This is a genomic window from Stenotrophomonas sp. ZAC14D2_NAIMI4_6 (genome assembly GCF_003086875.1).
GTDB lineage: Bacteria > Pseudomonadota > Gammaproteobacteria > Xanthomonadales > Xanthomonadaceae > Stenotrophomonas.
Genome location: NZ_CP025996.1, coordinates 3,557,064 through 3,583,677 on the forward strand (window position 1 = coordinate 3,557,064; position 26,614 = coordinate 3,583,677).

The 26,614-nt window shown below is 68.0% G+C and carries 20 protein-coding genes; 9 read left to right on the top strand and 11 right to left on the bottom strand.

Annotation, left to right across the window (positions count from 1 at the left end; translation table 11 throughout):
* The first annotated feature begins 16 nt into the window (after positions 1-16).
* Positions 17-934, top strand: coding sequence for an LpxL/LpxP family Kdo(2)-lipid IV(A) lauroyl/palmitoleoyl acyltransferase (locus C1933_RS16290; protein WP_108754091.1), 918 nt, complete (start codon positions 17-19; stop codon positions 932-934).
* Between the two features lie 42 nt (positions 935-976).
* On the opposite strand, the gene C1933_RS16295 is transcribed toward C1933_RS16290, so the two are convergent.
* From C1933_RS16295 to C1933_RS16310, 4 genes are all read right to left on the bottom strand, one after another.
* A complete protein-coding gene (locus tag C1933_RS16295) occupies positions 977-1,318 on the bottom strand; it encodes a transposase (RefSeq protein WP_325051504.1) in 342 nt (113 codons plus the stop codon).
* Between the two features lie 227 nt (positions 1,319-1,545).
* Entirely contained in the window at positions 1,546-2,877 is a 1,332-nt protein-coding gene (locus C1933_RS16300; protein ID WP_108754092.1) for an O-antigen ligase family protein, read from the bottom strand.
* A complete protein-coding gene (locus tag C1933_RS16305) occupies positions 2,858-3,973 on the bottom strand; it encodes a glycosyltransferase (protein WP_108754093.1) in 1,116 nt (371 codons plus the stop codon). The genes C1933_RS16300 and C1933_RS16305 overlap by 20 nt, the downstream gene beginning before the upstream one ends.
* 15 nt (positions 3,974-3,988) lie before the next feature.
* Complete coding sequence (locus C1933_RS16310) at positions 3,989-4,186, bottom strand: zinc-finger domain-containing protein (RefSeq protein ID WP_108750589.1); 198 nt, start codon at positions 4,184-4,186, stop codon at positions 3,989-3,991.
* A gap of 394 nt (positions 4,187-4,580) precedes the next feature.
* On the opposite strand from C1933_RS16310, the gene C1933_RS16315 reads away from it, so the two are divergent.
* Together C1933_RS16315 and C1933_RS16320 are read left to right on the top strand one after the other, a co-directional pair.
* Entirely contained in the window at positions 4,581-7,925 is a 3,345-nt protein-coding gene (locus C1933_RS16315) for a GH92 family glycosyl hydrolase (RefSeq protein ID WP_108754094.1), read from the top strand.
* Positions 7,926-7,929: 4 nt separating this feature from the next.
* Positions 7,930-8,667 (top strand): basic secretory protein-like protein, encoded by a 738-nt coding sequence (locus C1933_RS16320; RefSeq protein ID WP_108754095.1) that lies wholly within the window; start codon positions 7,930-7,932, stop codon positions 8,665-8,667.
* 158 nt (positions 8,668-8,825) lie between these two features.
* Here C1933_RS16320 and C1933_RS16325 read toward each other — a convergent pair whose 3' ends face one another.
* Together C1933_RS16325 and C1933_RS16330 are read right to left on the bottom strand one after the other, a co-directional pair.
* The gene (locus C1933_RS16325; RefSeq protein ID WP_108754096.1) at positions 8,826-11,117 is read right to left on the bottom strand and encodes an NADP-dependent malic enzyme; all 2,292 of its coding nucleotides are present in this window, start codon (positions 11,115-11,117) and stop codon (positions 8,826-8,828) included.
* 228 nt (positions 11,118-11,345) lie between these two features.
* A complete protein-coding gene (locus C1933_RS16330; RefSeq protein ID WP_108754097.1) occupies positions 11,346-12,701 on the bottom strand; it encodes a dicarboxylate/amino acid:cation symporter in 1,356 nt (451 codons plus the stop codon).
* A 321-nt stretch (positions 12,702-13,022) separates the two neighbouring features.
* On the opposite strand from C1933_RS16330, the gene C1933_RS16335 reads away from it, so the two are divergent.
* The 3 genes from C1933_RS16335 to C1933_RS16345 all read left to right on the top strand — a co-directional run bounded on the left by C1933_RS16335 (position 13,023) and on the right by C1933_RS16345 (position 17,818).
* Positions 13,023-14,189: a porin gene (locus C1933_RS16335; RefSeq protein ID WP_108754098.1), complete on the top strand. Its 1,167-nt coding sequence runs from the start codon at positions 13,023-13,025 to the stop codon at positions 14,187-14,189.
* Positions 14,190-14,269: 80 nt separating this feature from the next.
* Positions 14,270-16,918 carry a PAS-domain containing protein gene (locus tag C1933_RS16340; protein WP_108754099.1) on the top strand — a complete coding sequence of 883 codons (2,649 nt, stop codon included), beginning with the start codon at positions 14,270-14,272 and terminating at the stop codon, positions 16,916-16,918.
* Positions 16,919-16,981: 63 nt separating this feature from the next.
* Positions 16,982-17,818 carry an ankyrin repeat domain-containing protein gene (locus C1933_RS16345; protein WP_108754100.1) on the top strand — a complete coding sequence of 279 codons (837 nt, stop codon included), beginning with the start codon at positions 16,982-16,984 and terminating at the stop codon, positions 17,816-17,818.
* Between the two features lie 193 nt (positions 17,819-18,011).
* Here the strand turns inward: C1933_RS16345 and C1933_RS16350 are convergent, their stop codons facing one another.
* From C1933_RS16350 to C1933_RS16365, 4 genes are read right to left on the bottom strand one after another with little or no spacing between them, the layout of a single operon-like run.
* Positions 18,012-18,659 (bottom strand): response regulator transcription factor, encoded by a 648-nt coding sequence (locus C1933_RS16350; protein ID WP_108754101.1) that lies wholly within the window; start codon positions 18,657-18,659, stop codon positions 18,012-18,014.
* 60 nt (positions 18,660-18,719) lie between these two features.
* Positions 18,720-19,775: an ABC transporter substrate-binding protein gene (locus C1933_RS16355; RefSeq protein ID WP_108754102.1), complete on the bottom strand. Its 1,056-nt coding sequence runs from the start codon at positions 19,773-19,775 to the stop codon at positions 18,720-18,722.
* Positions 19,772-21,157 carry a sensor histidine kinase gene (locus C1933_RS16360; RefSeq protein WP_108754103.1) on the bottom strand — a complete coding sequence of 462 codons (1,386 nt, stop codon included), beginning with the start codon at positions 21,155-21,157 and terminating at the stop codon, positions 19,772-19,774. The genes C1933_RS16355 and C1933_RS16360 overlap by 4 nt, the downstream gene beginning before the upstream one ends.
* On the bottom strand, positions 21,150-21,839 hold the full coding sequence (locus C1933_RS16365; RefSeq protein WP_108751623.1) for a response regulator transcription factor: 690 nt from the start codon (positions 21,837-21,839) through the stop codon (positions 21,150-21,152). The genes C1933_RS16360 and C1933_RS16365 overlap by 8 nt, the downstream gene beginning before the upstream one ends.
* 273 nt (positions 21,840-22,112) lie before the next feature.
* On the opposite strand from C1933_RS16365, the gene C1933_RS16370 reads away from it, so the two are divergent.
* From C1933_RS16370 to phbB, 3 genes are read left to right on the top strand one after another with little or no spacing between them, the layout of a single operon-like run.
* Complete coding sequence (locus C1933_RS16370) at positions 22,113-23,249, top strand: porin (protein WP_108754874.1); 1,137 nt, start codon at positions 22,113-22,115, stop codon at positions 23,247-23,249.
* A gap of 57 nt (positions 23,250-23,306) precedes the next feature.
* Positions 23,307-24,635 carry a CitMHS family transporter gene (locus C1933_RS16375; protein ID WP_108754875.1) on the top strand — a complete coding sequence of 443 codons (1,329 nt, stop codon included), beginning with the start codon at positions 23,307-23,309 and terminating at the stop codon, positions 24,633-24,635.
* 25 nt (positions 24,636-24,660) lie between these two features.
* Complete coding sequence (phbB, locus tag C1933_RS16380) at positions 24,661-25,401, top strand: acetoacetyl-CoA reductase (RefSeq protein ID WP_108754104.1); 741 nt, start codon at positions 24,661-24,663, stop codon at positions 25,399-25,401.
* Between the two features lie 107 nt (positions 25,402-25,508).
* On the opposite strand, the gene C1933_RS16385 is transcribed toward phbB, so the two are convergent.
* The gene (locus C1933_RS16385; RefSeq protein WP_108754105.1) at positions 25,509-26,504 is read right to left on the bottom strand and encodes a DUF4274 domain-containing protein; all 996 of its coding nucleotides are present in this window, start codon (positions 26,502-26,504) and stop codon (positions 25,509-25,511) included.
* Positions 26,505-26,614 lie beyond the last annotated feature (110 nt).

Genomic DNA, 26,614 nt, shown 5'->3' on the forward strand with positions numbered 1-26,614 from the left:
TTGGTAGAATGGCGGCATGTCCGATGCCTCTACCGCCGTCCGCCCGTCCCTGGCCGATCCCCGCAACTGGCCGATGTTCGCGGCGATGTTCGCTGCGTTCGGCATTGCCCGCCTGCCATGGTTCCTGCAGCGCGCGCTGGGGCGCGGGGTCGGCTGGATCACCTGGCGCCTGCTCGGCAGCCGCCGCCGTGCTGCCGAGGTGAATCTGAAGCTGTGCTTCCCGGAAAAGGACGAGGCCTGGCGCAACCGCCTGGTACGCGACAGCTTCGACGCGCTGGGCGTGGGCATCTTCGAATGCGCGCGTTCCTGGTGGGGCAGCATCGACAGCATCCGCCCGCAGGTGCAGATTGAAGGCCTGGAACACCTGAAGCAGATGCAGGCCGAAGGCCGTGGCGTGCTGCTGGTGTCGGGCCACTTCATGACCCTGGAAATGTGTGGGCGCCTGCTGTGCGACCACGTGGACCTGTCGGGCATGTACCGCAAGCACAAGAATCCGGTGTACGAATGGGCGGTGAAGTTCGGCCGCCTGCGCTATGCCAAGGCGATGTATGCCAACGAGGACATCCGTGCCACCGTGCGCCACCTGAAGAAGGGCGGCTTCCTGTGGTATGCCCCCGACCAGGACATGCGCGGCAAGGACACCGTGTTCGTGCCGTTCTTCGGCCATACCGCGGCCACCATCACCGCCACCCACCAGTTTGCGCGGATGACCGGCTGCGCGGTCATCCCCTACTTCCACCGTCGCGAAGGCGGGAAGTATTTCCTGAAGATCGGCGCGCCGCTGGAGAACTTCCCCAGTGAAGACGTGGAAGCCGATACCACGCGGGTGAACCAGGCCATCGAACAGATGGTGCGCGAAGCCCCCGACCAGTACCTGTGGATCCACCGCCGGTTCAAGCGCCAGCCCGGCGGCCGCAGCGATTTCTACAAGTAGATCCACGCCATGCGTGGATGATTTTCGCGCGATGCCACGGGATTACAACGGCCAACGGCACCATGCGCACGGGTATTCCCCCACCTCGCACGCCAAGCCTGCACGGACCGGGTTGGCCAGGAGGTACATGGCCTTCTCGTGAAGTGATTCATCGCTGCGCACCGCGTGGTCGTGGGAGCCCTGCTGCCATAGCGCACCGCGCCGGCCCAGCTGCTGGTTCAACAGGCGGCTGCTGCGGGATTTGAGCAGGGACATGCCCTCGGCCAGGGTGCCCTTCTGCAGCTCCATCAACCAATTCACGTGGTCGGGCATCACCACCCAGGCCAGGCTGTGGCTGATAACGGCGCGCTCCACGAAGCGCAGTGCATCGACCAGGACCGCCACGTTGGCAGCGTCGGCGAAGAAGGGTTCACGGCGCAGGGTCCCGTGGTCAGAACGTACACGTTGCCGGTGCGGGAGTAACGACCGTAGCGGAGTCTGGGGCTGGTGATGACCACAGCCTGCGCTGCCGAGGTCAGCAGGGGTATTGGGGAGTTGCCCGGGGTTGGGTCGGGAAAGCGCCATCCACGCATGGCGTGGATCTACCGTCTGCGTTGGGGGTGGGTGGGCGATTACATCGCGTTGGGCGGATCGTCGGGCTCACGCGCCAGCAGGGTGCCGACGAACAGCGCCGCCAGCAGCACGGTAACCCCGCCCCAGAAGGTGGAATAGAACGCCAGGTGGGTGTTCAAGGGAAACACGGTGACGGCCAGCGCCAGCATGGCCGGGCGTGCGCGCTCACGCGCCGCGGCCGGGGCGAAGCGCCAGGCGCGCCACGCCTGGGCCACGGCCGCCAGCCACAGCAACAGGCCCAGCACGCCGGTTTCGGCGAGGATTTCCAGCACGATCTGATGGGCGTGCAGGGCCGGCTCGGCGCCCCATACGGCGGGCGCCTGCTCGCGCACGCACGCGGGGTAGGCATCGCGGAAACCCCGCGCGCCCACGCCGTTGATCGGGTGTTCTTCGATCATGCACGCCGCCGCCGACCAGATACGCGCGCGGCCAGACAGCGCCTGGTCCACCCCGTCGTCGGCGCCGTCCCAGGCCATGGCGGTGCGCGCCACGCGCTCGCGCAGCTGCGGCACGCTGGCGGTCAACGCGGCCGCGCCCAGCAGGCCGGCCAGCGACAACAGCAGCAGGCGCTTCCAGCCGAACTGGCGCAGGCCGCTGTACACCAGCACCAGGCCAAAGGTGACCCAGGACGCGCGCGAGCCCGCCAGCAGCAGCACGATGCCCAGCGCGGCCGCGCCCAGCAGCCAGCCGGCATGGCCGAAACGGCGGGCCAGTGGCAGCAGCAGGAACGGTGACAGGCTGGCCAGCACCTGGCCGAACTTCAGGTTGCACGGCCCCAGCGCACCGCTGAGACGGTCGGCCAGCACCACCTCATCGGCCGGGCACAGGCCGTGCCCGCTGACCACATGCTTCAACTGGTCCAGCGACCAGAACCACGGACTGCTGCCGGCCAGCGCCTGCACCAGCGCGTCCACGGTCCACAGCCCGGTGATGAGCGCCAGCCCACCCAGCGTCAGCCGACGCCGCTGCGGGGTGGCCACCGCAATGGCCACCAGCCACATGAAGGGCAGATAGCGCAGGCCGGCGGCGGTCTTGGTCCAGGCCGCCGACGGATCGATGGCGTCCAGCGCTGAGAACGCCTGCGGCAGCCAGTAGCCCAGGAACAGGATGGACGTCAGTGCCCACGCGGCAGGGCTGAGCAGATGCGGGCGATGCTGCAGCCGGCGCAGCACCATCCGCGCGGCGGCGTACAGCGCGCCCAGGCCGAGCACGGTTTCGGCGATGCCCGGCAGCGGCCACAGTGCCACGTAGGCCAGCACCCACCAGGGCGCCCAGCGCCCGGCGCGATCATCGCGCAGGGTCGGCGTGGGGTCAGCCGGCAAGTTCGGCATAGAGGCGAAGGGTGTCACGCTGCATGGCCTGCAGGGTAAACGGGATCCGCCCCGGCAACGACGGCGGCTGAGCCAGCAGGTCCAGCGCGCGTTCACGCAGGGCCTGCGCATCGTTCAGCGGCACGGCGCCCGACGGCTGCAGCTGCTGCAGCAGTTCGCCCACGCCGCCGTGGTTCCAGCCCAGTACCGGGCGGCCGACCGACAGGGCCTCGACCACGGTGCGGCCGAAGGCTTCGGGCTTGTCCGACAACTGCAGCACCAGGTCGCTGGCGGCGTAGGCCTGGGCGATGCGCGCGGTAGGCACGCTGATGTGCACGGCCTCGGCAATGCCCAGTGCGGCCGCCTGCGCGCGCAGGCCGGCGACATAGGTTTCGCGGCCGGGCTCATCGGTGCCCAGCATCCACAGCTGCGCCGGTACGCCGGCTGCACGCAGGTCGGCCAGCAACTGCAGCGCATGCGCATGGCCCTTCAGCCGCGTACCGCGCCCCGGCAGCAGCAGCAGCGGGCCGTCCACCTGCGCCAGCCACGGGTAATCGGCCGCCAGGGCCAGGCGTGGGCGACGATCGGCACGTGCCACGCGCGGGAACTGGCCCACGTCCACGCCGCGCGGAATCACCTGCAGGCGCGCGTCGGGAACGGTCGGGTAATGGGTGTGCACATACTCGCGCACGGTGTTGGACACACAGATCACGCGTTCGCCGCTGGTCATCACCGCACTGTAGCGGCTGGGCGAATTCAGGCCATGCACGGTGGTGACCCAGCGCGGGCGCTGCGCGGGCGGCAATGCACGGATCGCATACAGGCCCAGCCAGGCCGGCAGGCGCGAGCGAGCATGCACGATGTCCGCGCCCACTTCGGCAAACAGGCGGCGCAGGGTCGGCATGTGGCGCAGGGTCAGCAGCGATTTGCGGCCGATATCCAGCGTGAGGTGCTCGGCACCGCTGTCCAGCAGCGGCTGCACCAGGCGACCGCCGGCGGACACCACCAGGGCACGGTGGCCGGCCGCCACCAGAGCGGTGGCGATTTCAAGGGTGGAACGCTCGACGCCGCCGGAGTGCAGCGCCGGCAGCAACTGCACCACGGTCAATCGGCGCATCGAACGGCCGCCCGATCAGTCGGCCAGCACGAAGGTGGAGCCGCAGTACGGGCACTGCGCTTCACCGTTGGGCTCGTCTTCGATCGGCAGGTACACGCGCGGGTGCGAGTTCCACAGCGCCATTTCCGGGGTCGGGCAGCTCAGCGGCAGGTCGGCGCGGTGCACGGTGTAGCGCTTTTCGGCGTTGGCGGGCGCAGTGGCGGTATGGCTCATGGCGGGTGTCGATGAACGGATTGCGAGGGCTGGGATTCTAGCATCTGGGCCGGGCCAGCATTGCGCCGCAACAGGCGGGTTGGCGTCTGCACACCTTCCGTCCCGACGCACAGACACCTACCTGGGCGGATTTCTTCAATCGATCCAAGCAGTTCCGGGCACCGCCCTGCACTGGCGAGGATTTTCCGCATTTGGATCGAACTAAATGGCACTTGTCAGGGTGCGGCCGCCTGTTGCAGCATCGGGACCCTCACAACCCGACCCGATCGCACGGCCCGCCCCCCACCGGACCTGCATCGCTTCCGCGCTGCCCCTGGGCGGCACGGGCGGTGCTGTCCTGGGTGTTCGCCGATGCGGGTCCTGCCAGCCGCCTGCCTTACCCGGGAGACCCTGCATGACCCTGACCGATCCGCGCCGCGCCCTGCTTCCCCTCGCCCTGGCCCTGGCCTGCGCGACCTCTGCGACGCCGGCACTGGCGCAGGGCCTGCAGACCTCGTTCGAGCCGGGCGAGCCGGCACCGCTGAAGGCCGCGGGCGCGCTGCAGGTGCAGATCGGCAATGGTCCGGCCGCCCCGTATGCCGCCAAGCGCAATGCCGGCTACACCGGCCTGCATGCCCTGCACTACCGCGGTGATGGCGGCCCTGCATCACGCGAACTGTTCACCACCGATCTGACCATTGCCGCCGACACCACGCTGTCGTGGCTGGTGCTGCCGGAGATCGTCGGCAGCGATACCGTGGCTTCGACCTATGTGTCGCTGGACCTGCGCCTGGACGATGGCAGCCGGGTGTCGGCCAGCGCCGCGCGCGACCAGCACGGGATCGCGCTGGGCGCCAGCGCGCAGGGCGATTCGAAGACGCTGTACCCGCAGCAGTGGGCGCGCAAGGCGGTGCGCCTGGGCGAAGTCCCGGGCCTGCTTGGGCGCCGGGTCGTGGCCATTGAACTGGCCGTGGCCAGCGCCGATGGCGCGCCGGTGTCGGGCTGGATCGACGATGTGCGCCTGGATGCGCAGCCGCGCACCGTACCGCAGCGCGTATCGGACTGGGTGCTGACCACCCGCGGCACGCAGGCCAACGGCACCTTCTCGCGTGGCAACAATTTCCCGGCCACGGCGGTGCCGCACGGCTTCAACTTCTGGACCCCGGTGACCGACGCCGGCGCGCTGAACTGGCTGTACCGCTGGAGCGAGCAGAACGATGCGAAGAACCGGCCGCAGCTGCAGGCGCTGGCGCTCAGCCACCAGCCCAGCCCGTGGATGGGCGACCGCCAGACCTTCCAGGTGATGCCCTCGGCCAGCCGCGGCGTGCCCGAGGCCGACCGCAGCAAGCGCGCCCTGTCCTTCGACCGCAGCCAGGAATCGGCGCGCCCGTACCGCTACGACGTGCGCTTCGACAACGGCATCGCGGCGTCGATCGCGCCCACCGACCATGCCGCCCTGTTCCAGTTTGAATTCCCGCAGGGCAGCGATGCCAACCTGCTGTTCGACAACGTGGATGCGCGCGGCGGCCTGACCCTGGATGCGGCCACGCAGACCCTGAGCGGCTACACCGACACGCGCAGCGGCCTGTCCAACGGCGCCACCCGCATGTACGTGGTAGCCCGCTTCGACCGGCCGTGGCGCAGCAGCGGCCGCATCGATACAGGCCGCCCCACCGGCTACATCAAGTTCGATACCGCGCAGGGCCGCACGGTGACGATGCGCATTGCCACCTCGCTGATCTCGCTGGAACAGGCACGGCACAACCTGGCGCTGGAAATCGCCGACGCCGACACCCTGGCCAGCGTGGCCGGGCGCGCGCAGGACGCCTGGGATGCGCGCCTGTCGCGCTTCGATATCGGCCAGGCCAGCGACGACGCCAAGACCACGCTGTATTCGAACCTGTACCGCCTGTACCTGTACCCCAATTCGGGCCACGAGAATGCCGGCACCGCCGCCGCACCCGACTGGCGCTATGCCAGCCAGGCCAGTGCGGAAGACAACAACACCGATGGCAGCGCCAGCCGCAGCTTCGCGCCGGTACGCGACGGCAAGGTGTATGTGAACAACGGCTTCTGGGACACCTTCCGCACCACCTGGCCGGCCTATGCGCTGTTCACCCCACAGGATGCGGGGCAGCTGGTGCAGGGCTTCATCGAGCAGTACCGCGCCGGCGGCTGGATCGCGCGCTGGTCGTCGCCGGGCTATGCGGACCTGATGGTCGGCACCAGTTCCGACGTGGCCTTCGCCGATGCCTGGCTGAAGGGTATCGGCGGTTTCGATCCGGCCGAAGCGTATGCGGCCGCGTTGAAGAACGCGACCGTGGTACCGCCGGACCGCCACGTCGGCCGCAAGGGCATGGACCGTTCCACCTTCCGCGGCTACGCCAGCGCCGATGTGCACGAAGGCATGTCGTGGACGATGGAAGGCGCGTTGAACGACTTCGGCCTTGCCAACATGGCGCAGGCACTGGCGACGAAGGCAACCACGCCGGCCGCGCGCGAGCGCTACCGCACCGAGGCCGAGTACTTCCGCTACCGTGCAGCCGGTTACGCCACGGTGTTCGACCCGGCGGTGGGCTTCTTCCAGGGCCGCCAGGCCGATGGCAGCTGGCGCGTGGATGCCAAGGACTACGACCCGCGCGTGTGGGGCCACGACTACACCGAATCCAATGGCTGGACCTTCGCCTTCACCGCTGCCCACGACGGCGAAGGCCTGGCCGCGCTGTACGGCGGCCGCGAAAAACTGGCGGCCAAGCTGGACACCTTCTTTGCTACCCCGGAAACCGCCGCGAAGGAATTCGCCGGTTCCTACGGCGGCATCATCCACGAGATGACCGAAGCGCGTGACGTGCGCATGGGCATGTATGCGCACAGTAACCAGCCGGCGCACCACATTCCGTGGATGTACCTGTACGCCGGGCAGCCGTGGAAGACCCAGCAGCACGTGCGCGAGATCCTGTCGCGGCTGTACGTGGGCAGCGAGATCGGCCAGGGCTACCCCGGTGACGAGGACAACGGCGAGACCTCGGCCTGGTACCTGTTCGCCTCGCTGGGCCTGTACCCGCTGCGCATGGGGGCGCCGGAGTATGTGATCGGTTCGCCGGCGTTCGCCCATGCACGGGTGGAACTGCAGGGCGGCGCGGTGCTGACCGTCAATGCCGAGAACAATTCGCCGGAAAACGTGTACGTGCAGTCGCTGAAGATCAACGGCAAGCCGTGGACGAAGACCTGGGTGCCGCACGCGCTGATCGCCCAGGGCGCCACCCTGGACTTCACCATGGGCCCGCAGCCGTCGCGCTGGGGCAGCGGTGCCGACGATGTACCGCCTTCGCTGACCGCGGTCGGCAAGCGCCCGCAGCTGCTGCACGACCTGCTGGGCAGCAGCGCGCGCGCGGCACTGGCCGATGGCCGTGCCCTGCCCGCCCTGACCGACGACGATGCGGACACCGCAGTGGCGCTTGGTGCGGGTGCGACCATCAGCCTGAGCGGCGGCGCCGATGGCGTGCCGACCCTGTACACGCTGACCAGTGGCGATGGCGCGATCCGTGGCGGCCAGTGGGTACTGGAAGCGCGCAACGGCAACGGAAGCTGGCGCTCGCTGGACCAGCGCGACGGCGAAGACTTCACCTCGCCGCGGCAGACCCGTCCGTTCCGCATTGCCACGCCGGCACGCTACAGCGAATACCGTCTGCGCGTGATCGGTCCGGGCCGCCTGCAGCTGGCCGAGATCGAACTGCTGGCACCGGCCACCGTACAATGACGCCATGCGCCTTCGTCTGATTCCCCTGCTCTTTCTTGCTCTGGCCTTCCCCGGTGTTGGCCAGGCGCAGACCCAGGCCTTCGATGGCCAGGTCAGCCGTGATGGCGTGACCCTGTACTACCAGGATGCCAGTGGTGCCCTGGCGGCACCGGTGCGCAAGCGCATCATCGACACGTTCTACTTCGCTTACCTGCGCGAGCGGGCGGACTTCCGCCCGACGGCGCCGAACGAAGTGCGCATCGTGATCGATCCGGCCTACAACGGCGTGGCCTACGTGGGTGACAAGGACAAGGCCAGCACGATCACCATCAATCCGGGCTGGCTGCTGAAGCACCCCGATGACATCGACCTGGTGACCCACGAGGCGATGCACATCGTGCAGGGCTACCCCAGCTACGGCGACAAGCGCGTGCCGGGCTGGCTGGTGGAAGGCATTGCCGATTACGCGCGCGACCGCTACGGCATGAACAACACCGCCGCCGGCTGGGCGTTGCCGGTGAAGGTGGAAAAGGGCCAGACCGAGGAAAGCGGCTACCGGGTGACCGGTGCGTTCCTGAAGTGGGCCGAGGGCGAGCACCCGGGGCTGGTGCTGGCGCTGGACAAGGCGCTGCGCGACGGACGCTACGTGCCCACGCTGTGGCAGAAGGAAACCGGCAAGACCCTGCCGGTGTTGTGGGCGCAGTACGCCAAGCCACGCAGCGACGCCCCGCCACCGGCCCCGGCGCGCCGCGGCCGACGCTGAGGGCGGTAGCGCCAGGCCATGCCTGGCGGAATCCCTGATCTACCGCGCTGCGCGCTCGCCGGGCATGGCCCGGCGCTACCCGGTCCGGGTCTGCGCTTTGCGCAAACAAAAACGCGCCCCGTAGGGCGCGTTTCTGCCGCTGTCGCTGGAAAGAAGGCTTACGCCTTCTTTTCCGCTTCCAGCTGCTTACGGATCTGTGCATCCACCGCGGCGATGGCGGTCATGTTCAGGATCCGGCGCGAGGTCGCGCTGGTGGTCAGGATGTGCACCGGCTTGTTCACGCCCATCAGGATCGGGCCGATCGCCACGCCATCGGTGAACACGCGCACCAGGTTGTAGGCGATGTTGGCCGCTTCCAGGTTCGGCAGCACGAACAGGTTGGCGCGGCCCTGCAGGGTGGAGCCCGGCAGCAGCTTCTGGCGCAGCGCTTCATCCCACGCGGTGTCGCCCTGCATTTCGCCGTCCACGTTCAGGCGCGGGTTGCGCTTGAGCAGCATCTCGCGGACCTGGCGCATCTTCAGTGCGTCCTTGGAATCGTGGCTGCCGAAGTTGGAGTGCGACAGCAGCGCCACCTTCGGCTCGATGCCGAACAGCTTCATGCGGTAGGCCGCCTGCAGCGTGGCTTCGGTGATCTGCTCGGCGGTCGGGTCTTCCTGCACGTGGGTGTCCACGAAGAAGAACACGCCCTGCTGGTTGATCACGCCGGTCATGGCCGAGGTCGAGGTGACCTTCGATTCCAGCGGCAGCACGCTGCGCACGTAACCCAGCTTCTTGTGGAAGCGGCCGACGATGCCGGTCAGCATGGCATCGGCTTCACCACGGGCAACCATCACCGCGGCGATCAGGGTCGGGCGCGAACGCATCAGGTTCTTTGCCGCGGCCACGGTCACGCCGCGGCGGCCGGTCAGGCCGTGGTAGTACTGCCAGTATTCGTTGAAGCGCGGATCATCGTTGATGTTGGTGATCTCGATGTTCTCGCCCACCTTCAGGCGCAGGCCCAGGCGTTCGATGCGCGCTTCGATCACGTCCGGGCGGCCGATCAGGATCGGGTGCGCCAGGCCTTCATCGACCACGTTCTGCACCGCCTGCAGCACCACTTCCTCTTCGCCTTCGGCGTACACCACGCGCTGCTTGTCGGCGCGGGCGCGGTCGTAGACCGGCTTCATCATCAGGCTGGTGCGGTAGACGAACTGCGACAGCTTCTGCCGGTAGGCATCCATGTCGGCGATCGGGCGCGCGGCCACGCCCGAATCCATCGCGGCCTGGGCCACGGCGGCGGACAGTTCCACCAGCAGGCGGCGGTCGAACGGGCGCGGGATCAGGTATTCACGGCCGAAGCTCGGTGCATCGCCGCCGTAGGCCGAACCCATGTCGGTGGCCGCACGGCGGGCCAGCGCGGCGATGGCGCGCACGCAGGCGATCTTCATTTCCTCGTTGATCGCGGTGGCGCCCACGTCCAGCGCGCCGCGGAACAGGTACGGGAAGCACAGCACGTTGTTGACCTGGTTCGGGTAATCCGAACGGCCGGTGCCGATGATCGCGTCCGGGCGGGCGGCACGCGCCTCTTCCGGCATGATTTCCGGGGTCGGGTTGGCCAGCGCGAAGATGACCGGGTCCGGCGCCATGGTCTTGACCATCTCGGCGGTCAGGATGCCCGGGGCCGACAGGCCCAGGAAGATATCGGCGCCGTTGACGATCTCGGCCAGGGTGCGCTTGTCGGTGTCGCGCGCATAGCGCTGCTTTTCCGGGTCCAGATCGGTACGGCCGGTGTGGATCACGCCCTCGCGGTCGAAGGCCAGGATGTTTTCCGGCTTCAGGCCCAGCTGCACCAGCATGTTCACGCAGGAAATGCCGGCCGCGCCCATGCCCGTGGTCGCCAGCTTCACTTCCTCGATCTTCTTGCCGGTGATGGCCATGGCGTTCAGCACGGCGGCGCCGACGATGATCGCGGTGCCGTGCTGGTCGTCATGGAACACCGGAATCTTCATGCGCTCGCGCAGCTTGCGCTCGACCACGAAGCATTCCGGGGCCTTGATGTCTTCCAGGTTGATGCCGCCGAAGGTCGGTTCCAGCGAGGCGATGATGTCGACCAGCTTGTCCGGATCGGTTTCGTCCACTTCGATGTCGAACACATCGATGCCGGCGAACTTCTGGAACAGCACGCCCTTGCCTTCCATCACCGGCTTGCCGGCCAGTGGGCCGATGTTGCCCAGACCCAGCACGGCGGTGCCGTTGGAAATGACCGCGACCAGGTTGCCGCGGGCGGTGAGTTCGCTGGCCTGCTGCGGATCGGCCTTGATGGCTTCGCAGGCATAGGCCACGCCCGGGGAATAGGCCAACGACAGATCACGCTGGGTCAGCATCGGCTTGGTCGCAGCGACGCGGATCTTGCCCGGCGGCGACATGCGGTGGTAATCGAGGGCGGCCTGTTTGAAATCTTCGTTGGACATCGATGTGGGTTACATGAATGGGCAAGAGGGACAGGGGATGATACCCCCGTTGGAGTGGCTGGACCTGTCGCTATCCTGTCGCAGCCATGCTGCGACCGCACAATTCCGTGCCGTATGCAACGATCCGGGTCCAGCGTGGGCGCCCTTGATGACAGCCAAGCGACGCCCTGAAACGCTGCGGGGCCGTGCCACTGTCGTGACCGGCCCCGCAGTACCACACACCTGGCGTCAGCCCTTGGCCGGCAGGGCCTCGGTCAGCACCGGGGCCACCGCATCGACCGGCGGCGGCAGCTCGCTTTCGCGGCCGTCCAGCGCCAGCTTCAGGCGGTCACGGTCCAGCGCGCCTTCCCAGCGCGACACCACCACGGTGGCCACCGCATTGCCGATGAAGTTGGTCAGCGAGCGGCATTCGCTCATGAAGCGGTCCACGCCCAGGATCAGTGCCATGCCGGCCACCGGCACTTCCGGCACCACGGCCAGGGTGGCGGCCAGGGTGATGAAGCCGGCACCGGTGACGCCGGCCGCGCCCTTGGAGCTGAGCATGGCGACCAGCAGCAGGGCGATCTGGTGGCCCAGGGTCAGTTCGGTGTTGGTGGCCTGGGCGATGAACAGCGCCGCCAGGGTCATGTAGATGTTGGTGCCGTCCAGGTTGAACGAATAGCCGGTGGGCACCACCAGGCCGACCACCGACTTGCTGCAGCCGGCGCGTTCCATCTTTTCCATCAGCGACGGCAGCGCCGATTCGGACGAGGACGTGCCCAGCACCAGCAGCAGCTCGGCCTTCAGGTAACGGGCCAGCTTGAACACCGAGAACCCGCAGAGGCGGCAGACCACGCCCAGGATGACGGCCACGAACAGGAAGGCGGTGAGATAGAACGAACCCACCAGCCAGGCCAGGTTGACCAGCGAGCCGACGCCGTACTTGCCGATGGTGAAGGCGATGGCACCGAAGGCACCGATCGGGGCGGCCTTCATCAGGATGTGCACCAGCTTGAACACCGGGGCGACCAGCGCTTCCAGGAAATTCACGATCGGCTTGCCCTTTTCGCCCACCGAGGCCAGCGCGATGCCGAACAGCACGGCCACGAACAGCACCTGCAGGATGTTGCCATCGACGAAGGCGCTGATCAGCGTCTTCGGAATGATGTCCATCAGGAAGCCGACCAGGGTCAGGTCATGCGACTTCTCCACATAGCTGTGCACCGCGGTCTGGTCCAGCTCGGCCGGGTTGATGTTCATGCCCGCGCCGGGCTGCACCACGTGCGCCACGATCATGCCCACGATCAGGGCCAGGGTGGAGAAGAACAGGAAATACGCCATCGCCTTGGCGAATACGCGGCCCACCGTGCGCAGGTGGGTCATGCCGGCGATGCCGGTGACGATGGTCAGGAAGATGACCGGCGCGATGATCATCTTCACCAGGTTGATGAAGGCATCGCCCAGCGGCTTCATTTTCTCGCCGATCAGCGGCTCGTAATGGCCCAGGACGGCGCCCAGGACGATCGCCACGATCACCTGGAAGTACAGCTGGCGGTAGAGCGGCAACGGCTTGCTGGGCACCGGTGCGGTGGTCGGGATGTGCATGGCGGACTCCGGAAGGGGCGGTTCTGGCGCATACGGTTCCCGCCGTGGCGGGACCGTCTCCGTGGATCTGGGCGCGGCCCGGCTGCGAGCGCCGGCGCGACCAATGGACGCCTTTGTACGCGCCGGGCACGCCGGCGCAGATAACCTATTGGTACTAGCCCCCCGGTTCAGGTGGCTGCGGTGCCTACACTGGCGCCGTACCGACGCCCCCGGGGACGCCGGTGGCCCGAGCTGAACGGTCGGGCACGTTCCCGCGCAAGTTCCGGCCATCGCGGCCGTTGTTGTCCTGTCCACACGCAATCTGAGAGAGCCGCACCACCCATGCGCCCGATTCCCACCTTGCTGGCCCTGTCGCTGGCCGCACTGCCCGCCTTCGCCTCCGCCGCCGATTTCGACAACTGGCCGACCAAGTACACCTTCGGCGACGGCACCGAACTGGCCGCCACGGCCAACATCGCCTACGACTACAACGATTTTTCCTCGGCCAGCGGCATCGAGGATGACGATGCGGTGCGCCGCAAGGAGTTCGGCGCGACCCTGAAGAAGAAGGGCGTGTACGACGCGATGGTCTACTACGACTTCCAGGCCGACACCTGGCTGGACGTGTTCGTGCGCTTTGAAAGCAAGGCGTTCTTCGGCCGCGACGTGGGTCGTTTCCGCTTCGGCTACATGAAGACCCCGGTCGGCCTGGATGCCAACACCTCCTCGCGCGCCGGCAGCTTCCTGGAAACCGCGTTGCCGGTGCAGGCGTTCTACGCCGGCCGCCGCACCGGTGTGGAATGGGTGCTGGAGCGCCCGCAGTACCTGCTGCAGGCCGGCGCGTACGGCGGCAAGGATCTGCAGGGTGACAACCCGGGCACCACCCAGGCCGTGCGTGCCGTGTGGACCCCGGTGAAGGCACCGGGCGACGTGGTCCACCTGGGCCTGGCCTATTCGCAGGAAAACCCGCGCGGCTACCACGATGGCCGCGACGTGCACCACGAAGCCAGCGCGCGCCTGCGTGCCCGCCCGGAAGCCGGCCTGACCGATATCCGCCTGGTCGATTCGGGTGCGCTGGTCACTGCCGACCAGATCCGCCGCACCGGCCTGGAAGGTATCTGGATCCGTGGCCCGTTCTCGCTGCAGGCCGAAGCCCTGCAGGCCACGGTGACCCGCAAGGGCCTGCCCGACTACACCGGCAATGGCCAGTACGCGATGGCCAGCTGGGTGCTGACCGGCGAATCGCGCCCGTACAACGCCGGCGCGGTGGCCAACATCAAGCCCGCCCACGATTACGGCGCGGTGGAACTGCTGGCCCGCTACAGCCGCCTGGACCTGGACGATGGCAGCATCCTGGGCGGCCGCCAGCACGACCTGACCATTGGTGCAAACTGGTACCTGACCAGCCACTTCAAGTTCCAGGCCAACTACGTGAAGGTCGACGCCAGCCGTCGCGGCGTGCACAGCACCCCGGAAATCTTCGAACTGCGCGCGCAGATGCACTTCTGATCCGTTCCCCGGCACTTCCTTCCACAGTGCCTGCGGCGGGCGTGCTCCCCACGCCCGCCGCCCCTGCGTAGACTGCCGCCATGTACTGGCTCAGCCGCCACCGCCTGCTGTTGCTGACCCTGCTGGTGATGATCGGCGGTACGGTGCTGTGCGCGGTCGCGGCCGGCCACTACGCCTGGCGCCGCGCGCTGGCCACCGAAAGCGCCCAGGTGCAGCGCCAGCTGCAGTTGTATGGGCAGGGCCTGCAACAGCGCATCGACCGCTTCGGCACATTGCCGCAGGTGATGGCCCTGGACCCGGACCTGCTGCAGGCCCTGCAGGCGCCGCTGTCGGCAACCGAGCGGCAGCGCCTGAACCTGAAGCTGCAGCGCGCCAACCAGGTCACCCGTACTTCCACGCTCACCCTGGTCGGCCGCGACGGCGTGGCCGTGGCCGCCAGCAACTGGAGCGAACCGGCCAGCAACGTGGGCGAGGACTACAGCTACCGCCCGTACTACCAGCAGGCCATGGCCCACGGCCGCGGCCGCTTCTACGGCATCGGCATGACCACCAACGTGCCGGGCTATTTCATGTCCGAAGCGATCGTGGATGCACACGGCCAGCGCATCGGCGTGATCGTGATCAAGATCGAGCTGTCGGCGCTGGAACAGGAATGGCTGAGCAGCCCCGACGTGGTGCTGGCCAGCGACAACCACGATGTGGTGTTCCTGGCCAACCGCGATGCCTGGCGCTACCGCCTGCTGCGCCCGCTGGGTGCGAGCGAGCGCCGCGAAATGCTGGCCGCGCGCCAGTACGCCGACCGTTCCCTGCAGCCGCTGCGGGTGCGTACCGAAGACGTACTGGCCGATGGCGGGCGCATGGTGCGCCTGCTGGACCCGGCGCTGGCCACGCCGATGCTGTGGCAGAGCTTGGCGCTGGAGGACGAAGACTGGAGCCTGCACCTGCTGCACGATGCAAGTGCTGCGGGCAGTGCCGGCCGCGGTGCAGCCATTGCCGGTGCCGCCGCCTGGCTGGCGCTGGGCTTCCTGGTGCTGTTCGTGCAGCAGCGCCGGCGCTTGTCCAAGCACCGCCAGCGCAGCCGCCGCGAACTGGAAACACTGCTGAAGCAGCACGCGCAGGAACTGCGCACCGCCCAGGATGGCCTGCTGCAGGCAGCCACCGATGCCGACAGCGGGCTCAGTCGCAGCCTGGAACACCTGCCGCAGGGCGTGGTGGTGATCGACCGCGAACAGCGCCTGGTGGCCTGGAATTCGCGCTACGTCGAACTGTTCCGCTTCCCGGCGGGGCTGGTGCGGGTGGGCCGGCCGATCGAAGAACTGTTCCGCTTCAATGCCCGCCGCGGCCTGCTCGGCCCGGGGCCGATCGACGAGGCCATCGAGCGCCGCCTGAACCACCTGCGCAGCGGCCGCCCGCACATGCGCGAAAGCGAGAAAGACGACGGTACCGTGCTTGAGATCCGCGGCAATCCCCTGCCCGACGGCGGCTTCGTCACCAGCTACGCGGACATCACCAGCTACAAGAACGCCGCGCGCGAGCTGCGCTCGCTGGCCGACGCGCTGGAACACCGCGTGGCCGAACGCACCCACGATCTGGACGAAGCGCGCCGCGAGGCCGAGCAGGCCAACCGCTACAAGACCCGCTTCGTGGCCTCGGCCGTGCATGACCTGCTGCAGCCGTTGAATGCCGCGCGCATGTTCGTGTCGGTGCTGCGCGGCCGCTTGAGCGGTGATGCACGCGAACTGAGCGAACACGTGGATGCGGCCCTGGCCGCGCAGGACGCCATCCTCAACAGCCTGCTGGATATTTCGCGACTGGAATCGCGTGCGCTGCAGACGCGGGTACGCGCGTTCGCGCTGTCGCCGCTGCTGGAAACCCTGGCCCGTGAATTCGGCATGGCCGCGCAGAGCCGTGGCCTGCACCTGCACTGGGTGGATACGCGCGCCATCGTGGTGAGCGATGAAGCGCTGCTGCGCCGCATCCTGCAGAACTTCCTGTCCAACGCGCTGCGCTACACCCCGCGCGGGCGCGTGCTAATCGGCTGTCGGCGCGTGGGCGAGCATCTGCGCATCGAAGTGCACGACCAGGGCCCGGGCATTCCGGAAAGCCTGCAGGGTGAGATCTTCGAGGAATTCCGCCGCTTGAACGACGGCGTGGAACAGGAACGGGGCGCGGGCCTGGGCCTGGCCATCGTTGAACGCATCGGCCGCCTGCTGGGCCACCGCATCAGCCTGCGCTCCACCCTGGGCAAGGGCAGCGTGTTCGCGGTCAGCGTGCCGCTGGGGCAGGCCGAAGACGTGGCGGCACCGGCGCCGGCACCGGTGATGGCCGCCGAGCTGACCGACGACAGCCCGCTGCGGCAGTGCCGGGTGTGGAGCATCGACGATGATCCGCGCGTATGCGCCGCCACCCGCGCCCTGCTGGAACGCTGGGGCTGCAACGTGGAACTGGCCGACGGCCCGCAGGGCGCGCTGGAAATCGCCAGCGCGCTGAACGTGCCGCAGCTGCTGTTGCTGGACGTGCGCATGGGCCAGTGGCACGGCCCGGATCTGTACGAAGCGCTATGCAGACTGTGGCAGGCGCGGCCACCGGCGATCTTGGTAACCGCCGAGCGCGATGAAGCCCTGAAGGCACATGCGGCCGAACAAGGCTGGGGCTTCCTGCCCAAGCCGGTGCGGCCCCCCGCCCTGCGCGCGTTGATGACCCAACTGTTGCTGCGCCATCGGGGGTAGCGTCGAGCTTGCTCGACTGCTTGCCTACAATCGGCGGTCTTTGCAACGTTTGAAGGATGGATCGTGCCGAAATCCCCCAAGGCCGAGCGCCCCGCTGATCTGTTTGCCGCCGCATGGGCCGCCGACACGCAGGCCACCGCAGCCTTTCTCGCCGCAGGCGCGGATGTACAAGCGGTGGATGCGTTTGGCTTCACCGCGCTGGAACGGGCCGCGTCCAGCCAGGACCGCGCGCCGATGGAACACACGCTCGCCACGCTGCGTCTGCTGGTCGATGCCGGCAGTCCGCTGGAGCACGTGGGCGCGGGTGGACGCACGGCGCTGTTCCTGGCGGCAGAATTCTCGCCAGACGGGCCCGAGGCAGTGCAACTGCTGGTGGACGCCGGCGCACAGCCGGATGTCCGCGACGCGCATGGCAACCACACCGTGGAAAACGCCTGGTCGCCGCAGGTGAAATCCCTGCTGTCCGCCCTGACCGGCCACGTTGTCCCCCCGGTGGTCGTGCGCAAGCCGGACCGGAAGATGTCCGCTGCGGCATGGAAGCTGGCGCAGGCGAAGATCGAGGCAGCGTTTGCCATCCTGGAATCGGCAGGCATCGTCACCACCCGCGGATGCGGCGATACCCGCGACGACGCTGCCGACGACACCAACGAACTGTTCTGGCGCCGCGGTGGAACAGAAGCAGGCCTGAAGGGTTTCTGCTTCTATTCCGGCGATGACATGAAGCGCGCCAAGCGCACCAGTGATCTATCCATTGGCTTCTGGGGCCCGCCCGACAGCGCGGCCATGGAGCGCATCGGCCAGGCCATCGTCGATGCCTTCGCCAGCGTCGGCCTGCCTGCCGAATGGGACGGCACCGAACGCATGCGGCCCAGCATCGACCTGCGGTCGCTCAGCGCCTGACGGGCGTAGAGTCGAGCTTGCTCGACTGCTTCGCCTCGTAGAGTCGAGCTTGCTCGACTGCTTCGCCTCGTAGAGTCGAGCTTGCTCGACTGCTGTTGCCCCCCCAGTCGAGCAAGCTCGACTCTACAAAAGCGGCTGATCAATGATCCTTGCGGCCGAAGGCAGGCCCACCGGACCCGCAAACCGCAAAAGGTCAGATCCCGCCCGCGTCGCCTTCCGGCTCCAGCGCCTTCACCAGCACGGCAGCCTGGGTGCGGCTGTGGCATTCGAGCTTCTTCAGGATGGCGGTCACATGCACTTTCACGGTGTTTTCGGCCAGGCCCAGTTCGTAGGCAATCTGCTTGTTCAGCAGGCCATCGGCCAGGCACAGCAGCACGCGGAACTGCTGCGGGGTGAGCTGGGCCAGGCGTGCGGCCAGCAGGGCGTCGGATTCGCTGCGCTCCGGCGCCATCGCCGGGAACCACAGGCTGCCGTCCAGTACCGCCTGCACCGCTTCGCCGATGGTTTCGGCCGGGGCGGACTTGGGAATGAAACCGGCGGCGCCGAACTGCTGGGCGCGGCGGATCACCCGCGGGTGGTCGTTGGAAGACAGGATGACCACCGGGATGTCCGGGTGTGAGCCACGTACGTGCAACAGCGCGGAAAAGCCATGCGCGCCGGGCATGGTCAGGTCCAGCAGCACCAGGTCCACATCCGGTTGGGCGTCGAGCGCCTGTGCCAGTGCATCGGCACTGGCCACTTCGCGCACCTGGGCCAGCGGCAGGCTCTGCCGCAACGACTGCACCACCGCCGAACGCAGCAGCGGATGGTCATCGGCGATCAGGATGGTGTATTCGCTCATGGGGCCATTGTACGGGCACTGCCGCGCATCCGCCGGGCATGTCCCGGCGCGCCCAAGGGCTCAGCGCCCGGCCGGTTCCACGCTGCTGCGCCAGGCATCCAGGAACTGGCGGCGCTTCAGCGCATCCAGGTAGACCAGCAGCCCCGGGCCAAGCTGGATCGGGCGGCGACTGCGGCCGGGCGCATCGTCGCTGCGCGTGTTGCCGGTCACGATCGGCATCAGCCGCGCCTCGCGTGACAGCACCTGCTGGCCACGCGGCGACAGCAGGTAATCGAGGAAGCGCCCGGCCTCTTCCGGGTGCGCGCCGGTGCGCGGAATCACTGCCGTGCGCAGCACCACCAGGGTGTAGTCCTCGGGTTCCACGATGGCCAGCGGCGCGCCGGCATCGATGCGCGCCTGCGCATACGAGCCCAGCACGTTGTAGACCAGCGACAACTGGCCACTGGCCACCTGGTCCAGCAGCACGCCGGTGCGTTCTTCACGCACCACCGCGTTGTCGCCGAGCGCGCCCAGCAGCGCGCCGGCGATGCTGCCACGCTGCGCATCCTGGGTGGCCAGCAAGTAGCCCACGCTGCTGCGTTCGATATCGTAGGTACCGACCTTGCCACGCAGCGGCAGGCCCTCGGCACGCAGCAGGTCCAGCAGTTGCCGGCGCGTGCGCGGCGCCTTGGCCGCCGGCAATGCACGCGTGTTGTAGACCATCACCACCGGTTCGTAGCTGATACCGAAGGCCTCGCTGCGCCATTGCGCCCAGGCCGGCAGTGCAGCGGTCTGCGCCGAGCGGTGCGGCACCGCGTGGCCATCGTTCACCAGCTTGGTCTGCAGGTCCATGCCGCTGGAAATCAGCAGGTCCGGCGAATCCGGGCCACTGCGGTCGTGCAGGTAACGCGCGTACAGGTCCTGGGTGATGATGTCTTCGTAGACCACCGTAGTGCCGGGATGCAGGCGCTGGTAATCGGCGATGACCTCGGCAAACACTTCGATATCGGTGGTGCCGTGGATGCGCAGCTGCGCGGTCGCCGCGCCCTGCGCGGGAAAGCGCCGTACATCGCCGGGCGCAGCCAGTACGGGGGCAGCCAACAACAGCGCCAGCGCGGCGGCGAACAGGCGGATCATGCGGTACTCCGGGGCAGGCGGATGGTGGCCACCAGGCCGCCCTGGGGGCGCTTGCTGAGGTCGATGTGGCCGTTGTGGCTGTCCACCACGCGCTTGACGATGGCCAGGCCCAGGCCGGCGCCGCCGGCCGCCGCGCCCTCGCCACGCGCAAAGCGTTCGAACACGCGCCCGGCATCGGCCGCGGCGATGCCGGGGCCATGGTCGGCAATGGTCAGCACGGCCTGCCCGCCTTCCACGGTCAGGGCGATCTGCAGCGCGCCGTCGCCACCGTACTTCAGTGCGTTGTCGACCAGGTTCTTGATGGCCTCGCGCAGCAGCAGCGCATCGCCTTGCACCTGCACCGGTTCGGCGGTCATGGCCAACTGCACGCGTGGCGCCGGCCCCGCCTGCGGCAGCGCTTCATGCAGGGCCTGGTGCACGGTCTCGGCCAGGTCCACGGCCGCAAAGCGCTGCAGGTGCGAGCGATGGATCACGCTGGCATCGCTCAGCAGCTGGTTCAGCAGGCGGCTCATGTGCGTGGCATTGCGTTCGATCGCAAGCAGGCTGCGGCGCATGTCCTGCGGATCATCATCGTCCAGCGCCAATTGCGCCTGCGCGCGCAGCGCCGCCAGGGGGGTGCGCATCTGGTGCGCGGCCTCGGCCATGAACGCGCGCAGCGTTTCGTTGCTGCTGGACAGGCGCTCCATGAAGCGGTTCAGGGCAGCGACCATCTGGTCCATTTCGCGCGGCACGCGCGCATCCAGAGGTTTCAGGTCGGACGGCTCGCGCCGCGACAACTCGCGTTCCACACGCACCAGCGGGCGGAACGCACGGTGCACGCCGAAGGCCACCAGGGCCAGCAGCAGGCCGGACAACACGCCGATGGCCAGCAGGGCGCGGTTGACCATGTCCTGCGCCAGCGCTTCGCGCGCACGCCGGGTCTGGCCCACCTGCACCTGCACATCGCCCTGCGCAGACGCCGCCGCGAAACTGCGGCTGACCACCACGAAGCGCACGGTTTCGCCGCTGTATGCGGCATCGAACAACTGCGGCTGCAGGCCCGGGCGGCGCGGCGGCGCGGGCAGGTCACCGTAGCCGGTGATCAGGTTGCCGCGGCTGTCGGTCAGCCGGTAGAACACGCGGTCCTCGGCGGCCATCGACAGCAGGTCCAGCGCGGCATAGGGCAGGTCCACCTGCCATTGGCCATCGACCAACGCCACCGAATCGGCAATCGACAGCGCCGAGGACACCAGCAGGTGGTCGTAGGAACGGTTGGCGGCGCGCTGGCCATAGTCGCGCGCGGCGAACAACAGGGCCACCGCGAACACCGCCAGCAATCCGCCCAGATACAACAGCAGCGTGCGCCGCAGGGAACCCGGCGCCGTGGCGCGCAGCTCAGCCATCGCCGTCATTGCCGCCGTCGGTGGGTTCCAGCAGATAACCCACGCCGCGCACGGTGGTGATGCGCACCGGTGCGTCAGCCAGCTTCCTGCGCAGGCGCCCCACATAGAGCTCGATGGCGTTCGGGCCGGCCTCGTCATCGAAGCCGAACAGGCCGTTGCCGATCTCATCCTTGCCCACCACCTGGCCCATGCGGCCCACCAGGATTTCCAGCAGACGGTATTCGCGATTGGGCAGTTCGATCGGTTCCCCGTCCAGGGTGACGCGATGGGCGGCGTTGTCGAACTGGAAGCCGCCCACCTGCACCACTTCGCTGGCCTGGCCGCGCGCACGGCGCAGCAGCACGCGGCAACGCGCTTCGAATTCGCGGAAATCGAAGGGTTTGCCCAGGTAGTCGTCGGCGCCCACGTCGAGCGCCTGTACGCGGTCTTCGATGCCATCGCGCGCGGTCAGCATCAGCACCGGGGTGCTGTCGCCGCGTTCGCGCATGCCGGCCAGCACACGCAGGCCATCCAGCTTGGGCAGGCCGATATCCAGCACCACCAGATCGAAGCTCTGGTAGCGCAGCACGCTGGCGGCGGCCAGGCCGTCGGCCTGCCAGTCCACGGCATGCCCACTGCGACGCATGCGGCGGATGATGGCATCGGCCAGGTCCGGGTTGTCTTCGACCAGCAGCAGGCGCATCGGCGGGAACAGAGGGACGCGGGGGGGAAGCGAATGCTACCGCGTGCGGCGCGATGGCGTGTGGCGGGTGCATTCCGCCGGGCATGGCCCGGCGCTACCGGGGGCGCGGCGGCCGCGTTTACGCTGCACCGCACAAACCGCTGACAGGACGATGACAGCTACCGCAACCCAGACTGCGGCCGCGCACCATCCGGTGCCCACGATTGCCGCGCGCCTGGCGCGCACCTGGGAGGGTTTGTGGAATTGAAGTTTGCCTGGCAGCGCCCCGCCGCCATGATGGCCCTGGCTGCGCTGGCCGCGCCGGCCTTTGCCGAGGACGACCGGCCGGTCACCGCCACCGTCGGCGGCCGCCTGCACCTGGATTTCGCCACGTTCGACAACGACGACCGCGGCACCCCGAACAAGGACGACACCGAAGTACGCCGCGCTTGGCTGGATGTGTCGGGCAAGTTCTTCGTGGTCGATTACAAGATGGAAGCGGACTTTTCCGGCGACCGCGTGGAGGCCAAGGACGTCTACCTGAGCCGCGGCTTCGGCAGCGCCGGCCGCCTGACCGTGGGCCAGTTCAAGCAGTACTTCTCGCTGGACGACCGCACCGGTTCCAACTACGGCAGCTTTCTGGAGCGTGGCAACGCCGGCACCACGCTGGCGCCGCTGTACCGCCTGGGCGCGTCCTGGCAGGCCAATCCGGGCGATTTCACCTGGGCGGCCAGCGTCTACAGCCTGGAAAGCATCGACGCCTGGCAGGTGAAGGGCCGCGCCGCCGGTGGTCGCGTGACCTGGGCCCCGGCCCCCCGCGATGGCGACGTGCTGCACCTGGGCCTGTCGCTGGCCCGCGAGGCCTACGACAACCCTGGCGCAAGCGGTGCCCCTGGGCTGAAGATCCGCCCGCGCCCGGCCGGCCACCTGTCCGATGAAAGCCGCCTGACCCTGGTCGACTTCTCCGCCGGCCGCGATACCGACGTCAACAAGTGGTCGCTGGAATACGCGCAGGTGCGCGGCCCGCTGTCCTGGCAGGGCGAATTCAGTGGCGCCACGTTCGATGACGGTGCGCAGCGCGGCGACGTGATGGCGGCCTACGGCATGCTGAGCTGGTTCGTGACCGGCGAAAGCCGTGCCTACGACCGCAAGACCGGCCGCTTCGCCCGCGTGAAGGACATCCGCCACAAGGCCGGCGCCTTCGAAGTGGCGCTGCGCTACGACCAGATGTGGGGCGCACAGCACCTGGATGGCGCGCCGGACCTGCGCCGCGGCAGCACCGAAGCCTGGACGCTGGGCGGTAACTGGTACCTGCGCGACAACCTGCGCTTCATGTTGAACGTGATCGAGAGCCGCAACCGCGACCGCCTGGCCGGCATCACGGTGGACCGCACGCGCGCGGTCACCGGCCGCCTGCAGTTCGACTTCTAAGCCTCCCCCTTCCCTTTCCCTTCCCCACGTCCTGTCTTCATTAGGAGTCCGCAGATGATGCTGAGCATCCTCGGCTTTGGCATGGTCATTACGTTCATGTACTTGATCATGAGCAAACGACTGTCGCCGCTGGTCGCCCTGATCACCATTCCGATCATCTTCGCCCTGCTGGGCGGCTTCGGTGCCAACATCGACGAAATGATGCTGGAAGGCATCAAGAAGATCGCACCCACCGGCGTGATGCTGATGTTCGCCATCCTGTACTTCGGGGTGATGATCGATGCGGGCCTGTTCGATCCGCTGGTGCGGGTGATCCTGCGCTTCGTGAAGGGCGATCCGATGAAGATCGTGCTTGGCACCGCGGTGCTGGCCATGCTGATCTCGCTCGATGGCGATGGCTCGACCACCTACATGATCACCGTGTCGGCCATGCTGCCGCTGTACCAGCGTCTGGGCATGAGCGCGCTGAACATGACCTGCGTGACCATCCTGGCCGGCGGCGTGATGAACCTGACCCCGTGGGGCGGGCCCACCGCACGTGCCGCCACCGCGCTGCACGTAGACCCGGCCGATGTGTTCGTGCCGCTCATTCCGTCAATGGTGATCGCCTGCGCCGGTGTGCTGGTGCTGGCCTGGTACCTGGGCATGAAGGAACGCCGTCGCCTGGGCGTGGTCACCCTGCCGCAGGGTGGCAGCTGGATGGACAGCACGGTGTCGGACGACAACACCGCACTGCCGTCGGTGGAAGACGCCGAGGACATCAAGCGACCGAAGCTGCTGTGGGTGAACCTGGCCCTGACCCTGGCCCTGATGACCGCGCTGATCATCGGCGTGCTGCCGATGCCGGTGCTGTTCATGGTCGGCTTCGCCATTGCCCTGGTCATCAACTACCCGAACCTGGCCGAGCAGCGCCGCCGCGTGGTCAACCATGCCGGCAACGTGCTGTCGGTGGTATCGCTGATCTTCGCCGCGGGCATCTTCACCGGCATCCTGAACAATACCGGCATGGTCGAGGCGATGTCGCACAGCTTCCTGGCGATCATTCCCGATGCCTGGGGCCCGTACCTGGCGGTGATCACCGCGCTGGCCTCGATGCCGTTCACCTTCTTCATGTCCAACGACGCCTTCTACTTCGGCGTGCTGCCGATCCTGTCCGAGGCCGCCGGCAACTACGGCATCACCCCGGTGGAAATGGCCCGCGCGTCGCTGGCCGGGCAGCCGGTGCACCTGCTCAGCCCGCTGGTGCCGTCCACCTACCTGCTGGTGGGCCTGGCCAAGGTTGAATTCGCCGACCACCAGAAGTTCACGCTGAAGTGGGCGATCGCCATCTCGCTGCTGTTGATGGCCGGTGGCCTGCTGTTTGCCCTGTATCCCCTCGCCGCCTGATCCACGTACCAGGGAGTTTTCTGCAATGACGCTTCGAATTGCATATGTCACCAGCGGCATGGGCAGCGTGGGTACTGCCATCTGCCAGGGCCTGGCCCGTTCCGGCCACACCGTGGTGGCCGGTTGCGCACCGAACTCGCCGCGCAAGGCGAACTGGCTGCGCGAACAGCGCGAACAGGGCTTTGACTTCATCGCATCGGAAGGCAACGCCACCGACTGGGCCTCCACCAGCGCTGCGTTTGCCAAGGTGCGCGCCGAAGTGGGCGAGGTCGATGTGCTGGTGAACAACTCCGGCGGCAGCCGTGACCTGCTGTTCCGGCAGATGACCGTGGAGGACTGGAACGCGGTGATCGCTTCCAACCTCAACGCGCTGTTCAACCTGACCAAGCAGGTGGTCGATGGCATGGCCACGCGCGGCTGGGGCCGCGTCATCAACATCGGTTCGGTCAGCGCCCACAAGGGGCAGATCGGCCAGGTGAACTACGCCACCGCCAAGGCCGCCATGCACGGTTTCAGCCGGGCGTTGGCCGCCGAAGTGGCCTCGCGCGGGGTGACCGTGAACACCTTGTCGCCCGGCTACATCGCCAGCCAGGCGATCAGCAGCTTCCCGCCGGATGTACTGGACCGGCTGGCCGCGTCGGTGCCGGTGCGCCGCCTGGGCCGCCCGGAGGAAGTGGCGGGGCTGGTGGGCTGGCTGGCATCGGACGAGGCTTCGTACGTGACCGGCGCCGATTACGCGGTCAATGGTGGGTTGTACATGGGCTGACCCCCGCGCGTTGCAGTAGATCCACGCCATGCGTGGATGCTCGGTCGCCCCCGGGGTCAGAGCCCTTCCGCATGCGAAAGGGCTCTGACCCCGATGCGCTCGGCGGTCTATCCGCGCGCCTGCGCGAGTGCGCCAGCCACCTCCTCCGGCAGGCCGGAGATGAAATCCACCTCGTCGGACTCCTCCACGATCTGGCCGTCGCGCGGCAACCACATCGCCTCGGGAATCGCGCGCAGCACCGGCCGGCCGGGCCAACGGGCCGGGAAGCGTGGCCGGTTCTGCGCCAGGTCGAAGCCCAGGCCCTGGTCAGCGTAGCCGCCCTCGGCCAGCCGTTGTTCGATGCCACGCAGCACCGCGGCGGTGTGGCGGTGCGATGCAGGCACATCGTCGACCGTGGCAAACGGCACGTACCAGGACGCCCCCAGGTTCCAGTACAGCGCCAGTGCGCTGGATGCGGCCAACGACGGCTGTTCAAGCAGCCATTGCAGCGCATCGGACAGGGTGTGGGTGTCGGCGAACAGCATCAGCTGATGGCGCTGCTGCGGCGTGGCCTGCTGGAGGAACGAGACGAGCAGCGGCCAGCCCGGATCCGACGCGGTTGCTACGGGTGAGAGTGCTGGGGGCACGACCTCCGCCCAGATATCGACATCACCTGCGGTGGCATCACCGAGTGCCGGGCCGCGTTCGGGTTCAAACGCCGCGGCCAGATCGTGCAACTGCTGCGCGATAAGGAACGGCAGGCCATCGTCGTACGCATCATCGACCGCCTCGGCAAACGGATCGAAGTCCAGCCCATGGTCGGCGTAGAAGCCATCGAGGCACCGCTGCTCGATGCGACGGACCAGCGCGTACGCCTCCTGCTCGTGGCCAGGCACCTCGCTGGCGTCTGCGTACTGGGCGAACCGGCCTGCGCCCAGCGATGCGTGCATCAGCAGTGCCGTGGCACGGTCCAGATCGCGTTGCTCTGCCAGCCAGGCCAGCACGTCGGGGCTGTCGTCGTAGTTGCGCCGTGCAACATAGATGTGGCGTTGTTCGGGCGAAGCGGTGTGCAGGTAGTCCTGCAGCAGGCGGCTGCAGGACGCGTGGTAGTCGTCGGGGGTCACGTGGGGTGTCCGTTGCTCAGTGCCCGTGCAGTCTAGCGGCCCCTTGCACCGGGGTCAGAGCCCTTTCAAAGGCGAAAGGGATCCGACCCCGGCCATGCCCCGAATCGGGG

Excerpts from the sequence above, each read along its gene's own strand:
- C1933_RS16335 (WP_108754098.1), top strand. The coding sequence starts at position 13,023 with ATGCGCCCGATTCCCACCTTGCTGGCCCTGTCGCTGGCCGCACTGCCC.
- C1933_RS16375 (WP_108754875.1), top strand. The coding sequence starts at position 23,307 with ATGCTGAGCATCCTCGGCTTTGGCATGGTCATTACGTTCATGTACTTG.
- C1933_RS16360 (WP_108754103.1), bottom strand. The coding sequence starts at position 21,157 with ATGGCTGAGCTGCGCGCCACGGCGCCGGGTTCCCTGCGGCGCACGCTG.
- C1933_RS16300 (WP_108754092.1), bottom strand. The coding sequence starts at position 2,877 with ATGCCGAACTTGCCGGCTGACCCCACGCCGACCCTGCGCGATGATCGC.
- C1933_RS16290 (WP_108754091.1), top strand. The coding sequence starts at position 17 with ATGTCCGATGCCTCTACCGCCGTCCGCCCGTCCCTGGCCGATCCCCGC.
- C1933_RS16355 (WP_108754102.1), bottom strand. The coding sequence starts at position 19,775 with ATGATCCGCCTGTTCGCCGCCGCGCTGGCGCTGTTGTTGGCTGCCCCC.
- C1933_RS16330 (WP_108754097.1), bottom strand. The coding sequence starts at position 12,701 with ATGCACATCCCGACCACCGCACCGGTGCCCAGCAAGCCGTTGCCGCTC.
- C1933_RS16340 (WP_108754099.1), top strand. The coding sequence starts at position 14,270 with ATGTACTGGCTCAGCCGCCACCGCCTGCTGTTGCTGACCCTGCTGGTG.
- C1933_RS16305 (WP_108754093.1), bottom strand. The coding sequence starts at position 3,973 with ATGCGCCGATTGACCGTGGTGCAGTTGCTGCCGGCGCTGCACTCCGGC.
- C1933_RS16350 (WP_108754101.1), bottom strand. The coding sequence starts at position 18,659 with ATGAGCGAATACACCATCCTGATCGCCGATGACCATCCGCTGCTGCGT.
- phbB (WP_108754104.1), top strand. The coding sequence starts at position 24,661 with ATGACGCTTCGAATTGCATATGTCACCAGCGGCATGGGCAGCGTGGGT.
- C1933_RS16320 (WP_108754095.1), top strand. The coding sequence starts at position 7,930 with ATGCGCCTTCGTCTGATTCCCCTGCTCTTTCTTGCTCTGGCCTTCCCC.
- C1933_RS16310 (WP_108750589.1), bottom strand. The coding sequence starts at position 4,186 with ATGAGCCATACCGCCACTGCGCCCGCCAACGCCGAAAAGCGCTACACC.
- C1933_RS16365 (WP_108751623.1), bottom strand. The coding sequence starts at position 21,839 with ATGCGCCTGCTGCTGGTCGAAGACAACCCGGACCTGGCCGATGCCATC.
- C1933_RS16325 (WP_108754096.1), bottom strand. The coding sequence starts at position 11,117 with ATGTCCAACGAAGATTTCAAACAGGCCGCCCTCGATTACCACCGCATG.
- C1933_RS16370 (WP_108754874.1), top strand. The coding sequence starts at position 22,113 with ATGATGGCCCTGGCTGCGCTGGCCGCGCCGGCCTTTGCCGAGGACGAC.
- C1933_RS16315 (WP_108754094.1), top strand. The coding sequence starts at position 4,581 with ATGACCCTGACCGATCCGCGCCGCGCCCTGCTTCCCCTCGCCCTGGCC.